The organism is Streptococcus sp. 1643, assembly GCF_006228325.1.
Lineage (GTDB): Bacteria > Bacillota > Bacilli > Lactobacillales > Streptococcaceae > Streptococcus.
The window spans coordinates 1,815,298-1,829,065 of sequence record NZ_CP040231.1 but is presented as its reverse complement, the minus strand read 5'-3'; the positions used below and the strand labels follow the sequence as shown (position 1 = coordinate 1,829,065).

Below are 13,768 nucleotides of genomic sequence, written 5' to 3'. Positions count from 1 at the left end.
AGAAAATTATGAAAACAGTAACTAAAAAAATCACACAATTTATCGAAAATTTTAAAAATGTCCATGCAGAAGCCCGCAAGATTGGTTTTGCAGGAATCATGCGTTTGCTCTGGAAAGATCTCTTTGTCGGCCGTAGCCTTTTCCAGTGGTTGTATCTCATCGCCTTATCAAGTGTTCCCTTGATCTTAGAGTTCACACAAAATACGGAGAGTCATGACTGGTTGAGCTTGTTTGCATCCTGGACTGGGATTGTCTGTGTTATTTTAGTAGCAGAAGGTCGTGCAAGCAATTATCTCTTTGGGGCCATTAACTCAGCAATCTACTTGATCTTGGCTATGAATGCGACTTTTTATGGCGAAGTCTTGACGACTGTTTACTTCTTTGTCATGCAGCCGATTGGTCTCTATGCTTGGCTATCCAATCGTATCAATGAACAGGAAAAACCAGAAGAATCTCACTTTGAAGCTAAGAAATTATCTGTTCTTGACTGGCTCAAGTACTTGGCCTTGACTGCTATTATCTGGATTGGTATGGGCTTGGCTTACCAAAGTATCAATAGCGCTCGCCCTTTCCGTGATAGTGTTACCGATGCGACCAATGGTGTTGGTCAGCTCTTGATGACACGTCTCTACCGTGAGCAATGGATTTTCTGGATTGCAACCAATCTCTTTAGTATTTATCTCTGGTGGGGTGAAAATATCCACATCCAAGGGATGTACTGGGTTTATACACTCAATAGTCTAGTGGGATGGTACCAATGGACCAAGGCAGTTCGAAAGGAGGCATAAGATGGCAGACATAAAGATTCCAGAAGGAATGACGGAAAAAGAATATTATGAAATCCATGCCAGTCAGGAGGAGTTTTTAGACTGGTACTACAAGCAGGAACTCCCTCAATATGAAAAACCAAGTGTGACAGTGGATATGGTAGCCTACTGCTTTGTCGAAGGAAAGATCAAGCTCCTGCTAATCCGTCGCAAGGCTCACCCTTATCAAAACTGTTTGGCTTTGGTTGGAGGCTTTATGGACAAGGGAGAAGATGCTGCACATGCCTGTCAGCGCGAGGTGAGAGAAGAAGTCAATCTCGATCTACATTTGGAAAAAATCGAGCAATTGATGACCGTATCGACTCCCGGGCGTGACCCACGGGGCTGGACAGTGACCATTGCTCACTTAGTGTACCTACCTAGTCGTGCCTTAGACCTCGTTCAGGCAGGTGACGATGCCAAGGATGTCGTTTTCGTAGATGTCGACTTTCAGACAGGAAAATGTTTCCTAGAGGGGGTCGAGCTGGACGAGCAAGCCTTCGCCTTTGACCATTATGCCATTATCCAAGAATCCATCAAACGAATCCAAGGCCGTCTCGACTGGAATCCGACCTTCCTCTATCTGCTGGAGGAGGCGTTCACTGTCTACGAGGGGACTGAACTGGTCAATCTCATCAACCCTGGTCGCCCCATCGTCAGCAATAACTTTCTCGTAAAATACGGCGAATATGTAGAAGAAGTCGGACTCAAACGAGTACCCAAAAAGAAACCAAGAAAAACCTATCGATTGAAATAAAAAGTGAGGTCGGGACAAAGTTCCCGACCTCTTTATTTATCATCATTTTTTATGAATGGCTATCTTTCTTAGAATTGCTTAATAGGTGAGTAAAAAAGTCTTTGTATCGATACTTGAGATAGTTCTCGTGCAAAAATAACAAAGCGATATAAACAATCAAAAAGATTGTAGTCAGATAGAAGACATCAAATGCAGTTCGCGCATAGTAAGTGGCTGATTGATAAGAGCCAATAGCTCCCAAAATCAACCAAGGAAGATACTTGTAATACTTATTTAGCATAAGAGTGCACCTCCTATATTCTATTTCAATGTTATTATATTCCTTTATCTAATGCGATGCAAGCGATTACACAAGAGCGATGCAAAAAATAGGATTCTAATCTAAGAAATTGTCTATTTTTTCGTTTCAATTACGAATAGAAATAGTAGAGAGAAATTTTTTAAAATAGTTTCTCTAAATAGTTGACAGATTCAAGGCTCAATGTTACAATTATATTACAAAAAGATTTCTTAACATTTCAAAAATGTTACAAAGGAGTAGAAAAATGAAAAAGAAAACCTATATCAAATTGATGGCAGCGACTGTATTGGCTTCTACCTTGCTACTAGGAGCTTGTGGAAATAAAAACGAATCCACTCAAACCAGTAGCTCTGCAAAAACAAGTCAATCATCAAGTTCTAAAGCAGCTTCTTCTAGCAAAGAAAGCAAGACCCAAAAATCTTCAAGCTCAGCTTCATCTGAAAAGGCTCAGGCATCTTCTGGTCAGTCTTCTACAACGGCAGATCAGTCACAAGCGAAACCGGCACCTGAATCAAGACAAGAACAAGCAGCTCCTAGTCAACAAGCCCCTTCTCAGGCTCCATCAACTCAGCAAGACTCTCAAGCCCAGTCTAACCAGTCAGGCTATGATCCAACAACTGACCGCAAACTTCAAGACAAGCAAGCAGAACACAACAAACGCTACAAGGGTGTTTTAACCATGGTCGATGGTGACTTCTCAGCAGCTGCAGGCAACTGGAAGGGAGCAAATGGCGAAACTATTACGGTTTCATCAGGGGGCCAATTTACAGTAGAAACTGCAGATGGAAAGAAAGAAAACTATTCTATCAGAGGCTACTCTTACACCCTTGATGATGGCAAGTATAATGCCAAAATCGGTGGAGGAAAAATCATCCAAATTACAACAGGTGCGGATGGTAAAGTTTCGAGCGTTGCCTTGATTCAATAATAGTACCTAGGTTTTCCTAGGATCTAAAAAACCGTAAACTCCAAGTGAGTTACGGTTTTTTCTATTATGCTTTGTCTAATTGCAAGAGGGCTTCAATCTCTGCTAGGGTGCTAGCTTGTGAAATGGCTCCACGAAGTTTGGCAGCGCCAGATGTCCCCCGGAGGTAGTGAGGAGCGAGGCCGCGGAATTCACGAACGGCTACGTTTTCTCCTTTGAGGTTAATCAAGCGTTTCAAATGTTCGTAGGCGATTTTCATCTTGTCTTCAAAAGTCAAATCAGGGAGAATTTCTCCTGTTTCAAAGTAGTGATTGATCTGGTTGAAGAGGTAGGGATTTCCCATGGCTGCGCGACCAATCATGACAGCGTCAGCACCGACTTCTTCGATACGCTGTTTAGCTTCTTGTACCGTACGGATATCACCATTTGCGATAAATGGAATCTTGGTCAGAGCTTGAGCGACCTTGTGAAGAGTCTCAAGGTCTGCGTGACCTGTGTACATTTGTTCACGGGTACGGCCGTGCATAGCGAGGGCAGAGACACCTGCAGCCTCAGCTGCGAGGGCATTCTCCACGGCTAGGGATGGATCAGACCAGCCAGTGCGCATTTTGACAGTGAGGGGGATATCAAGGACAGATTGGACCTTGTTGATAATAGAGTAGATCTTGTCTGGATCCTTGAGCCACATAGCACCAGCTTCGTTTTTCACGATTTTGTTGACAGGGCAGCCCATGTTGATATCAACGATATCAGTTTTGGTATTTTCTTGGATGAATTCTGCTGCGCGTGCGAGGCTGTCTTCATCACTACCAAAAAGTTGGATAGAAACCGGGTTTTCTCCTTCATCGATATGAAGCATGTGCAGGGTTTTTTCGTTGTTGTATTGGATTCCCTTGTCAGAGACCATTTCCATGACAACGAGTCCAGCTCCGAGCTCTTTTGCGATGGTACGAAAGGCTGAGTTGGTGACACCAGCCATGGGTGCTAAAACAGTACGATTGGGAATCTCAACATTGCCAATCATAAAAGGTGTATTAAGATTTGTCACGAATGAGTTCCTCCAGGTCGTTTTCATCAAAGTTATAAGTTGTTTGGCAGAATTGGCAAGTGATTTCTGCCCCGTGGTCTTCCTCTTTCATTTCCTCAAGGTCTGAATTTGGAAGGCTGGCAAGAGCGTTCAAAAAGCGGTCTTTGCTGCAGTCACACTGGAAACGAATTTCTTCTTCAGATAGGCGTTTGTAGGATTCGTCACCATAGATAGCCTTGAGGAGGGCTTCGATATGGTCATCGCTTTCTAGAAGGGTTGAGATGGCTGGCATTTCTTGGATGCGTTTCTCAAAGCGGGCAATCTCTTCTTCCTTGGCCCCTGGCAATACTTGGAGAAGGAAACCTCCGGCAACTTTGACCTTGTCGTCTTTATCCAAAAGAACATTGAGGCCGACTGCTGAAGGGGTTTGTTGACTTTCTGTCAGGTAATAGGCCAAGTCTTCACCGATTTCCCCAGAGATGAGAGGAGTCATGGAGTTGTAAGGATTTCCAGTACCGTAGTCTGTGATAACGAGAAATTGGCCATTGCCGACAAAAGGTCCAACAAGGACTTCACCCGTTGCAGTCTTTTTGATGTCAACACCTGGATTTTGAACGTAGCCCTTGACGTTGCCTTTGGTATCTGCGACCGTGATGATGGCACCGAGAGAGCTTGTTCCAAGAACTTTAACCGTTAGCTTGGTATTTCCTTTTTCATTGGCTGCGAGAATTTGGCTAGCGATAAGGGTGCGACCAAGTGCAACGGTTGAACTGGCTTGAGTTTGATGTTTTTCTTGAGCAGTGCGGACGGTTTCCGTGCTATCAAGGACAAAAGCACGAAAGGCCCCGCTTTCTGATATAGTTTTAATAATTTTATCCATAGCTACTATTTTAGCATAAAAATGCCCAAAGGGGGAGTCGTGTGTTTGCTGTTTCTGTGGAATAATAACGAGGAAATCAACTTTAAAATAAAATGAGAAACAGATTATTTCAGCATTTGAAAGATTTATGCTATGCTTGTAGGAGAAAATGAAAGGGGTAACAAATGTATTTAGGTGATTTGATGGAAAAAGCCGAATCTGGCCAATTTTTAGTCCTCTCCTTTCTATTACAAGATTCGCAGACAACAGTCAAGAAAGCCATGGAAGAAACAGGTTTTTCAAAGGCGACCTTAACCAAGTACATTTCTCTGATTAACGAAAATGCCTTGGGAAGAGGTTTAGAGCTGACCATCCACTTGGAAGATGAAAATCTGCGTTTGTCGATTGGTGCGGCTATCAAGGGGAGAGAGATTCGGAGCTTGTTTTTAGACAATGCCATTAAGTACCAAATTTTGGTTTACCTTCTCTATCACCAACAGTTTCTAGCTCATCAGTTGGCTCAAGAATTGATGATTAGCGAGGCCACGCTTGGTCGCCACTTAGCTAGTCTAAATCAGATTTTGTCAGAGTTTGACTTATCCATCCAAAATGGCCGTTGGCGAGGTCCGGAGCATCAGATTCGCTATTTTTATTTCTGTCTTTTCCGCAAGGTTTGGTCCAGTCAGGAGTGGGAAGGTCACATGCAGAAAGCTGAGAGAAAGCAGGATATTGCTACTCTAGAAGAAATCTGCGGTGCCAGCTTGTCTTCGGGTCAGAAATTAGACTTGGTTCTCTGGAATCATATCAGTCAACAGCGCCTTCGGGTTAACGCCTGTCAGTTTCAAGTCATAGAAGAAAAAATGCAGGGGTATTTTGACAATATTTTCTATCTTCGTTTGCTTAGAAAGACTCCTTCTTTTTTTGGTGGCCAGCACATTCCTCTAGGAACTGAGGATGGGGAGATGATGATTTTCTTCTCTTTCCTCCTTTCTCATCGCATTTTGCCCCTTCATACTATGGAGTATATTCTTGGTTTTGGAGGGCAATTAGCCGATTTGCTGACGCAATTGATTCAAGAAATGAAGAAGGAGGAGCTGCTGGGGGACTACACAGAGGACCATGTCACCTATGAACTGAGTCAGCTTTGTGGTCAAGTTTATCTCTACAAGGGCTATATCTTGCAAGATCGCTACAAGTATCAGATAGAGCATCGGCACCCTTATTTGCTGATGGAACATGATTTTAGAGGAATTGCAGAGAGAATTTTTCATATTTTGCCTACCTTTCAACAGGGGACGGATTTGGATAAGAAAATTCTCTGGGAATGGCTCCAGTTGATAGAGTATATGGCAGAAAATGGTGGCCAACATATGAGGATTGGTTTGGATTTGACATCTGGTTTCCTTGTCTTTTCTAGGATGGCTGCCCTTTTGAAACGGTATTTGGAATACAATCGTTTCATTACTATTGAAGCCTATGACCCCAGTCGACATTATGATTTGTTAATTACCAACAACCCGATTCATAAGAAAGAACAGACTCCGGTTTATTATTTAAAAAATGATTTGGATATGGAGGATTTGGCGAAGATTCGTCAGATGCTATTTGCTTAAAAGGCCTGAATTTTCAGGTCTTTTTTGTGAAATTCGCACAATCTCCTCACATTTTTTTAAAATTTTAAAAAAATTGATAAACAAGAAAGCGCTTTATTTTGTATACTAGTTACTGTAAAGAGGAACCCCCTCAAGATTTTATCAGGAGGACAGCACATGTCACAAGAAAAATACATCATGGCTATTGACCAAGGAACGACTAGTTCTCGTGCCATCATTTTTAACAAAAAAGGAGAAAAGGTCAGCTCCAGTCAAAAAGAGTTTACTCAGATTTTCCCTCAAGCAGGTTGGGTAGAGCACAATGCCAATGAAATTTGGAACTCTGTTCAGTCAGTTATCGCAGGTGCTTTCATCGAAAGTGGTGTGAAACCAAGTCAAATCGAAGCAATCGGGATTACCAACCAGCGTGAAACAACTGTCGTCTGGGATAAGAAAACAGGACTTCCTATCTACAATGCTATCGTTTGGCAATCACGCCAGACAGCACCTCTGGCTGAACAACTAAAAAGCCAAGGTTATGTGGAAAAATTCCATGAAAAGACTGGTTTGATCATCGATGCTTACTTCTCTGCTACCAAGGTTCGTTGGATTTTGGACCATGTAGAGGGAGCGCAAGAAAGAGCTGAAAAGGGTGAATTGCTCTTTGGTACCATTGATACTTGGTTAGTTTGGAAATTGACTGACGGTGCGGCTCACGTGACGGACTACTCCAATGCAGCTCGTACCATGCTCTATAACATTAAAGAACTCAAATGGGATGATGAAATTTTGGAAATCCTCAACATTCCTAAGGCTATGCTCCCAGAAGTTCGTTCTAACTCTGAAATCTACGGCAAGACTGCTCCATTCCATTTCTACGGTGGAGAAGTGCCAATTTCAGGTATGGCTGGTGACCAACAGGCAGCCCTCTTCGGACAGTTGGCCTTTGAACCAGGGATGGTCAAGAATACTTATGGAACAGGTTCTTTCATCATCATGAACACTGGTGAAGAGATGCAGTTGTCTGAAAACAACCTTTTGACAACGATTGGTTACGGAATCAACGGCAAGGTTTACTATGCCTTGGAAGGTTCTATCTTCATTGCTGGAAGTGCCATTCAGTGGCTTCGTGATGGACTTCGCATGGTTGAAAATTCACCAGAGTCTGAAAAATATGCTCTCAATTCTCACAACAATGACGAAGTCTATGTCGTACCTGCCTTTACAGGTCTAGGGGCACCATACTGGAACCAAAACGCTCGAGGCTCTGTCTTTGGCTTGACTCGTGGAACAACTAAAGAAGACTTTATCAAGGCGACTTTGCAATCTATCGCTTATCAAGTACGTGACATCATTGACACCATGCAAGTGGATGCTCAGACAGCTATCCAGGTCTTGAAGGTGGATGGTGGTGCAGCCATGAACAACTTCCTCATGCAGTTCCAAGCTGACATCTTGGGAATTGATATCGCACGCGCTAAAAACTTGGAAACAACTGCCCTCGGTGCAGCCTTCCTAGCTGGTTTGGCAGTGGGTTACTGGAAGGATTTGGACGAGTTGAAACTCTTGAACGAGACAGGAGAACTCTTTGAGCCATCCATGAACGAATCGCGCAAGGAACAACTCTACAAGGGCTGGAAGAAGGCTGTGAAAGCAACGCAAGTCTTTGCGGAAATCGACGACTAATACTGAAAGAATAAAGTGACTCAGTTAGAAAGTGTGTAAATATGGAATTTTCAAAGAAAACACGTGAATTATCAATTAAAAAAATGCAGGAACGCACTCTGGACCTTTTGATTATCGGTGGAGGGATTACAGGGGCTGGTGTAGCCTTGCAGGCGGCAGCTAGTGGACTTGACACTGGATTGATTGAAATGCAGGACTTCGCAGAAGGGACATCCAGCCGTTCAACAAAATTGGTCCACGGAGGTCTGCGTTACCTCAAACAATTTGACGTGGAAGTGGTATCAGATACAGTTTCTGAGCGCGCGGTGGTTCAACAAATCGCTCCACACATTCCAAAACCAGATCCAATGCTCTTGCCAGTTTACGATGAGGATGGAGCGACCTTTAGCCTTTTCCGTCTCAAAGTAGCCATGGACTTGTACGACCTTTTGGCAGGTGTTAGCAACACGCCAGCTGCTAACAAGGTCTTGAGTAAGGAAGAAGTCTTGGAACGCCAGCCAAACTTGAAGAAAGAAGGCTTGGTAGGAGGTGGAGTTTATCTTGACTTCCGTAACAACGATGCGCGTCTCGTGATTGAAAACATTAAACGTGCCAACCAAGACGGTGCCCTCATTGCCAACCACGTTAAGGCAGAAGGCTTCCTCTTTGATGAAAGTGGCAAGATTACAGGTGTTGTAGCTCGTGATTTGTTGACAGACCAAGTCTTTGAAATCAAGGCTCGCCTAGTTATTAACACAACTGGACCTTGGAGCGATAAGGTACGTAATTTGTCCAATAAGGGAACCCAATTCTCACAAATGCGCCCAACTAAGGGAGTTCACTTGGTAGTGGATTCAAGCAAGATCAAGGTTTCACAGCCAGTTTACTTTGATACAGGTTTGGGAGACGGCCGGATGGTCTTTGTCCTCCCACGTGAAAACAAGACTTACTTTGGTACAACGGATACAGACTACACAGGCGATTTGGAACATCCAAAAGTGACGCAGGAAGATGTAGATTATCTACTTGGTATTGTCAACAACCGCTTCCCAGAAGCCAATATCACCATTGATGATATCGAAAGCAGCTGGGCTGGTCTTCGTCCATTGATTGCAGGCAATAGCGCTTCTGACTACAATGGCGGAAATAACGGAACCATTAGTGATGAGAGCTTCAATAGCTTGATTGCGACTGTCGAAGCTTATCTCTCGAAAGAAAAAACGCGTGAAGATGTTGAATCTGCTGTTAGCAAGCTTGAAAGCAGCACTTCTGAAAAACACTTGGACCCATCTGCAGTTTCTCGTGGCTCTAGCTTGGATCGTGATGACAATGGCTTGTTGACCCTTGCTGGTGGTAAAATCACAGACTACCGTAAGATGGCTGAAGGAGCTATGGAGCGTGTGGTTGACATCCTCAAAGCCGAATTTGACCGTAGCTTTAAACTCATCAACTCGAAGACTTACCCTGTTTCAGGTGGAGAATTGAACCCAGCAAATGTGGACTCAGAAATTGAAGCCTTTGCGCAACTTGGAGTTTCACGTGGTTTGGATAGCAAGGAAGCTCACTATCTAGCAAATCTTTACGGTTCAAATGCACCGAAGGTCTTTGCCCTTGCTCACAGCTTGGAACAAGCGCCAGGACTCAGCTTGGCAGATACCTTGTCCCTTCACTATGCAATGCGCAATGAGTTGGCTCTTAGCCCAGTTGACTTCCTCCTTCGTCGTACCAACCACATGCTCTTCATGCGTGATAGTTTGGATAGCATCGTTGAGCCAGTTTTGGATGAAATGGGACGATTCTATGATTGGACAGAAGAAGAAAAAGCAGCCTACCGTGTGGATGTCGAGGCAGCTCTTGCTCAAAACGATTTGGCAGAACTAAAAAATTAAGAAAAATTAGAAGAGAGGGAGGGTAGCATTCCTTGTCGCCCGCCCCTTCTTTTAAATGGAGACAAAGATATGATGAAAGAATTATTTGGAGAATTTTTGGGGACCTTAATCCTGATCCTCCTAGGAAATGGTGTTGTTGCAGGTGTGGTTCTTCCCAAAACCAAGAGCAACAATTCAGGATGGATCGTGATTACTATGGGATGGGGAATTGCTGTAGCCGTTGCGGCCTTTGTATCTGGCACGCTCAGTCCAGCCCACCTAAATCCAGCTGTGACGTTTGCGATGGCCTTAAAAGGAACGCTCTCTTGGGCTTCTGTTTTCCCTTATATCCTAGCCCAATTTGCAGGAGCGATGGTGGCTCAGATTTTGGTTTGGTTGCAATTCAAACCACATTATGAGGCAGAAGAAAACGCAGGAAATATCCTAGCAACCTTCAGTACTGGCCCTGCCATCAAGAACACAGTATCCAACTTGGTTAGCGAAATCCTTGGAACCTTTGTTTTGCTCTTGACAATCTTTGCCTTGGGGCTCTATGACCTTCAGGCAGGATTAGGGACCTTTGCAGTGGGGACCTTGATTGTCGGTATCGGTCTTTCACTAGGTGGGACAACTGGTTATGCCTTGAACCCAGCTCGTGACCTTGGCCCTCGCATCATGCACAGCATCTTACCAATTCCAAATAAGGGAGACGGAGACTGGTCTTATGCTTGGATTCCTGTTGTAGGACCTATCCTCGGTGCAGCCCTAGCAGTTCTCGTATTTTCACTTTTCTAAGATAAAAGAGTTATTGGCAATAGAGTTTGAGATGGAAATCTCAGGCTCTTTTTTGATGGCCAAAACATTAATATTTTAACTTATCTTAAAATAAGCTAAAACCAATTTTTAAGTTATGGTAAACAGTTGAAAAAAAGGCTGATAAAGTGGTAAAATGTTAGGAAGATAAGGCAGTAATTGCTGATTTGCATAGCTTTTCTGAAAATTTACAAAAAAGAAGTCGAATATGAAAAAAAAGAGAACATTTTATATTTTTTGTGCTCAAACATTTCTGTATTTCGTTATTTTGCTTGGTTTGCTTTATTTTTTTAGTTACCTTGGACAGGGGCAAGGTGGCTTTATCTATAACGAATTTTAACTCAAAGGAGAAAACCTATTGTGTCAAATAAACCCATAGTTGATATGATTGAAACGATTGAGCACTTTGCTCAGACACAAGCTAGTTATCCTGTTTACAACGTTTTGGGGCGAGAGCATACTTATGGAGATTTGAAGGTTGATTCGGATAGTTTGGCTGCAGCCATTGATCAGTTGAATTTGCCAGAAAAATCTCCAGTCGTCGTTTTTGGTGGTCAGGAATATGAGATGTTGGCTACCTTTGTAGCGCTAACTAAGTCAGGTCATGCCTATATCCCCATCGATAGCCATTCAGCCTTGGAACGAGTTTCCGCTATCGTAGAAGTAGCAGAACCGAGCTTGATTATTGCCATCTCGAATTTTTCATTAGAGCAAACTAGCATACCGATGCTGAATTTAGAGCAAGTCCATGAAGCTTTTGCTCAAGCTTCTAGCTACGAGATGAACCATCCAGTCAAGGGAGATGATAATTACTACATTATCTTTACTTCTGGTACGACCGGTAAGCCTAAGGGAGTGCAGATTTCCCATGACAATCTCCTCAGCTTTACCAACTGGATGATTACAGATAAGGAATTTGCGACACCAAGTCGTCCACAAATGCTGGCCCAACCACCCTACTCTTTTGACCTATCTGTCATGTACTGGGCACCGACCTTGGCACTTGGTGGCACGCTTTTCGCTCTTCCTTCAGCCATTACTCAGGACTTCAAAAAACTCTTTGCGACCATCTTTTCCTTGCCAATCGCTATCTGGACCTCGACGCCTTCCTTTGCAGATATGGCCATGTTGTCAGAAGACTTTAATAGTGAGAAAATGCCAGGAATCACGCATTTCTACTTTGATGGTGAAGAATTGACGGTCAAAACAGCTCAAAAACTGCGCGAGCGATTCCCAAATGCTCGTATTATCAATGCCTACGGACCAACAGAAGCGACAGTAGCCCTATCAGCAGTTGCCGTAACAGACGAAATGTTGAAGACTCTCAAACGCCTACCAATCGGCTATACCAAGGCGGATTCTCCAACCTTTATCATTGATGAGGAAGGGAAGAAAGTTCCAAATGGTGAACAGGGAGAAATCATCGTTTCTGGGCCAGCTGTTTCAAAAGGTTATATGAATAATCCTGAAAAAACAGCAGAAGCTTTCTTTGAATTCGAAGGTCTGCCGGCCTACCACACAGGGGATGTAGGAACTATGACAGATGAGGGCTTGCTTCTCTACGGTGGACGGATGGACTTCCAGATTAAGTTTAATGGTTATCGTATTGAGCTTGAAGATGTTTCGCAAAATCTTAATAAGTCTCGCTTTATAGAATCAGCTGTTGCTGTCCCACGCTATAACAAGGATCACAAGGTACAAAATTTACTGGCCTATGTCATCTTAAAAGATGGTGTTCATGAGCAGTTTGAACGGGATATCGATATAACCAAGGCTATCAAGGGAGACTTGGCTGATATCATGATGTCCTATATGATGCCGTCTAAATTCCTATACCGAGACAGCTTACCGCTGACTCCTAATGGTAAGATTGACATCAAGGGCTTGATTAACGAGGTAAACAGCCGATGATGGAATTTTTCAAACAGTTTCCTCATTTGGAACCTTATGGGAATCCACAGTATTTTCTATACATCATCGGTGCGACCTTGCCCATCTTTATCGGCCTCTTTTTCAAGAAACGTTTTGCCTTGTACGAGGTGCTTGTTAGTCTTTTCTTTATCCTAGCCATGTTGACAGGTGGGAAGACGGATCAAATCAGTGCTCTCCTCCTTTATGTCGTTTGGCAGTTACTACTTGTTTTTTTCTACAAAAGGTACAGGAAAAAGCGGGATAGTCAGTGGGTGTTTTATCTGGTTAGCTTTTTATCTTTATTGCCAATTATCTTTGTGAAAGTAGCTCCTTCTATTCATGCTCCCCAGTCCTTGCTTGGCTTTTTGGGAATCTCATACTTGACTTTTCGTTCTGTTGGGATGATCATCGAGCTGAGAGATGGGGTGATTAGGGATTTCACCTTGTGGGAATTTCTCCGTTTTCTTCTCTTTATGCCGACCTTCTCAAGTGGTCCCATTGATCGTTTTAAACGCTTCAATGAAAATTATCAGACTATTCCTGAGCGGGATGAGTTGATGGATATGCTGGAAGAGGCTGTCAAGTATACCATGCTTGGCTTTCTATATAAGTTTATCTTGGCCCATATTCTAGGAGAGATTTTGCTACCTCCTTTAAAGAACTTGGCCCTGCAGACTGGTGGCTTCTTTAACCATTATGCCCTAGCGGTCATGTACACTTTTGGTTTGGAATTGTTCTTTGATTTTGCAGGCTACTCTATGTTTGCCTTAGCCATTTCAAACTTAATGGGGATTCGTAGTCCTATAAACTTCAACAAGCCTTTTTTATCAAGGGATTTAAAGGAATTTTGGAATCGTTGGCACATGAGCCTGTCTTTTTGGTTCCGTGACTTTGTCTTTATGCGGATGGTCATGGTGTTGACTAGAAAGAAGGTCTTTAAGAATCGCAATGTGACTTCAAGTGTCGCCTATATTGTAAATATGCTGATTATGGGATTTTGGCACGGAGTGACCTGGTACTACATCGCCTACGGACTCTTTCATGGGATTGGACTGGTCATCAATGACGCTTGGGTTCGCAAGAAAAAAGCACTCAATAAAGAACGCAAAAAAGCTGGGAAGGCTGCTTTACCTGAGAATCGCTGGATTCAGTTGCTTGGCATGGTTGTCACCTTCCATGTCGTCATGTTTTCATTCTTGATCTTTTCTGGATTCTTGAATGATTTGTGGTTTAAAAAATAAAAG

At 43.2% G+C, this 13,768-nt stretch carries 13 protein-coding genes; 10 read left to right on the top strand and 3 right to left on the bottom strand.

The annotated features are described in order from the left end of the window. Positions 1-8: 8 nt before the first annotated feature. A complete protein-coding gene (gene pnuC / locus FD735_RS09435; RefSeq protein ID WP_139659051.1) occupies positions 9-788 on the top strand; it encodes a nicotinamide riboside transporter PnuC in 780 nt (259 codons plus the stop codon). A 1-nt stretch (position 789) separates the two neighbouring features. Beyond that, positions 790-1,563 carry an NUDIX hydrolase gene (locus FD735_RS09430; RefSeq protein ID WP_139659050.1) on the top strand — a complete coding sequence of 258 codons (774 nt, stop codon included), beginning with the start codon at positions 790-792 and terminating at the stop codon, positions 1,561-1,563. Positions 1,564-1,612: 49 nt separating this feature from the next. On the opposite strand, the gene FD735_RS09425 is transcribed toward FD735_RS09430, so the two are convergent. Further along, positions 1,613-1,843, bottom strand: coding sequence for a hypothetical protein (locus FD735_RS09425; RefSeq protein WP_049490535.1), 231 nt, complete (start codon positions 1,841-1,843; stop codon positions 1,613-1,615). 265 nt (positions 1,844-2,108) lie between these two features. Between FD735_RS09425 and FD735_RS09420 the strand changes: the two genes are divergently transcribed. Next, complete coding sequence (locus tag FD735_RS09420) at positions 2,109-2,792, top strand: hypothetical protein (protein ID WP_139659049.1); 684 nt, start codon at positions 2,109-2,111, stop codon at positions 2,790-2,792. A gap of 64 nt (positions 2,793-2,856) precedes the next feature. Here FD735_RS09420 and dusB read toward each other — a convergent pair whose 3' ends face one another. Together dusB and hslO are read right to left on the bottom strand one after the other, a co-directional pair. After that, a complete protein-coding gene (gene dusB / locus FD735_RS09415; RefSeq protein WP_000183317.1) occupies positions 2,857-3,837 on the bottom strand; it encodes a tRNA dihydrouridine synthase DusB in 981 nt (326 codons plus the stop codon). Then, a complete protein-coding gene (hslO, locus tag FD735_RS09410; RefSeq protein WP_139659048.1) occupies positions 3,824-4,696 on the bottom strand; it encodes an Hsp33 family molecular chaperone HslO in 873 nt (290 codons plus the stop codon). Before hslO ends, dusB begins: the two co-directional genes overlap by 14 nt. Before the next feature lie 164 nt (positions 4,697-4,860). Between hslO and FD735_RS09405 the strand changes: the two genes are divergently transcribed. The 7 genes from FD735_RS09405 to dltB all read left to right on the top strand — a co-directional run bounded on the left by FD735_RS09405 (position 4,861) and on the right by dltB (position 13,765). Further along, on the top strand, positions 4,861-6,288 hold the full coding sequence (locus FD735_RS09405) for a helix-turn-helix domain-containing protein (protein ID WP_139659047.1): 1,428 nt from the start codon (positions 4,861-4,863) through the stop codon (positions 6,286-6,288). Positions 6,289-6,444: 156 nt separating this feature from the next. Continuing rightward, positions 6,445-7,953 (top strand): glycerol kinase GlpK, encoded by a 1,509-nt coding sequence (gene glpK / locus FD735_RS09400; protein WP_061418654.1) that lies wholly within the window; start codon positions 6,445-6,447, stop codon positions 7,951-7,953. Positions 7,954-7,994: 41 nt separating this feature from the next. Then, positions 7,995-9,821, top strand: a complete 1,827-nt coding sequence (gene glpO / locus FD735_RS09395) for a type 1 glycerol-3-phosphate oxidase (RefSeq protein WP_139659046.1) — start codon at positions 7,995-7,997, stop codon at positions 9,819-9,821. A gap of 69 nt (positions 9,822-9,890) precedes the next feature. Further along, on the top strand, positions 9,891-10,595 hold the full coding sequence (locus FD735_RS09390; RefSeq protein ID WP_084945051.1) for an MIP/aquaporin family protein: 705 nt from the start codon (positions 9,891-9,893) through the stop codon (positions 10,593-10,595). Between the two features lie 226 nt (positions 10,596-10,821). Further along, positions 10,822-10,953: a teichoic acid D-Ala incorporation-associated protein DltX gene (locus tag FD735_RS09385; RefSeq protein WP_000730286.1), complete on the top strand. Its 132-nt coding sequence runs from the start codon at positions 10,822-10,824 to the stop codon at positions 10,951-10,953. Between the two features lie 20 nt (positions 10,954-10,973). Next, positions 10,974-12,524: a D-alanine--poly(phosphoribitol) ligase subunit DltA gene (gene dltA, locus FD735_RS09380; RefSeq protein ID WP_139659045.1), complete on the top strand. Its 1,551-nt coding sequence runs from the start codon at positions 10,974-10,976 to the stop codon at positions 12,522-12,524. After that, positions 12,521-13,765, top strand: coding sequence for a D-alanyl-lipoteichoic acid biosynthesis protein DltB (dltB, locus tag FD735_RS09375; protein ID WP_139659044.1), 1,245 nt, complete (start codon positions 12,521-12,523; stop codon positions 13,763-13,765). The genes dltA and dltB overlap by 4 nt, the downstream gene beginning before the upstream one ends. Positions 13,766-13,768 lie beyond the last annotated feature (3 nt).

Excerpts from the sequence above, each read along its gene's own strand:
- hslO (WP_139659048.1), bottom strand. The coding sequence starts at position 4,696 with ATGGATAAAATTATTAAAACTATATCAGAAAGCGGGGCCTTTCGTGCT.
- FD735_RS09405 (WP_139659047.1), top strand. The coding sequence starts at position 4,861 with ATGTATTTAGGTGATTTGATGGAAAAAGCCGAATCTGGCCAATTTTTA.
- FD735_RS09385 (WP_000730286.1), top strand. The coding sequence starts at position 10,822 with ATGAAAAAAAAGAGAACATTTTATATTTTTTGTGCTCAAACATTTCTG.
- FD735_RS09430 (WP_139659050.1), top strand. The coding sequence starts at position 790 with ATGGCAGACATAAAGATTCCAGAAGGAATGACGGAAAAAGAATATTAT.
- FD735_RS09425 (WP_049490535.1), bottom strand. The coding sequence starts at position 1,843 with ATGCTAAATAAGTATTACAAGTATCTTCCTTGGTTGATTTTGGGAGCT.
- FD735_RS09390 (WP_084945051.1), top strand. The coding sequence starts at position 9,891 with ATGATGAAAGAATTATTTGGAGAATTTTTGGGGACCTTAATCCTGATC.
- dltB (WP_139659044.1), top strand. The coding sequence starts at position 12,521 with ATGATGGAATTTTTCAAACAGTTTCCTCATTTGGAACCTTATGGGAAT.
- glpK (WP_061418654.1), top strand. The coding sequence starts at position 6,445 with ATGTCACAAGAAAAATACATCATGGCTATTGACCAAGGAACGACTAGT.
- FD735_RS09420 (WP_139659049.1), top strand. The coding sequence starts at position 2,109 with ATGAAAAAGAAAACCTATATCAAATTGATGGCAGCGACTGTATTGGCT.
- pnuC (WP_139659051.1), top strand. The coding sequence starts at position 9 with ATGAAAACAGTAACTAAAAAAATCACACAATTTATCGAAAATTTTAAA.
- glpO (WP_139659046.1), top strand. The coding sequence starts at position 7,995 with ATGGAATTTTCAAAGAAAACACGTGAATTATCAATTAAAAAAATGCAG.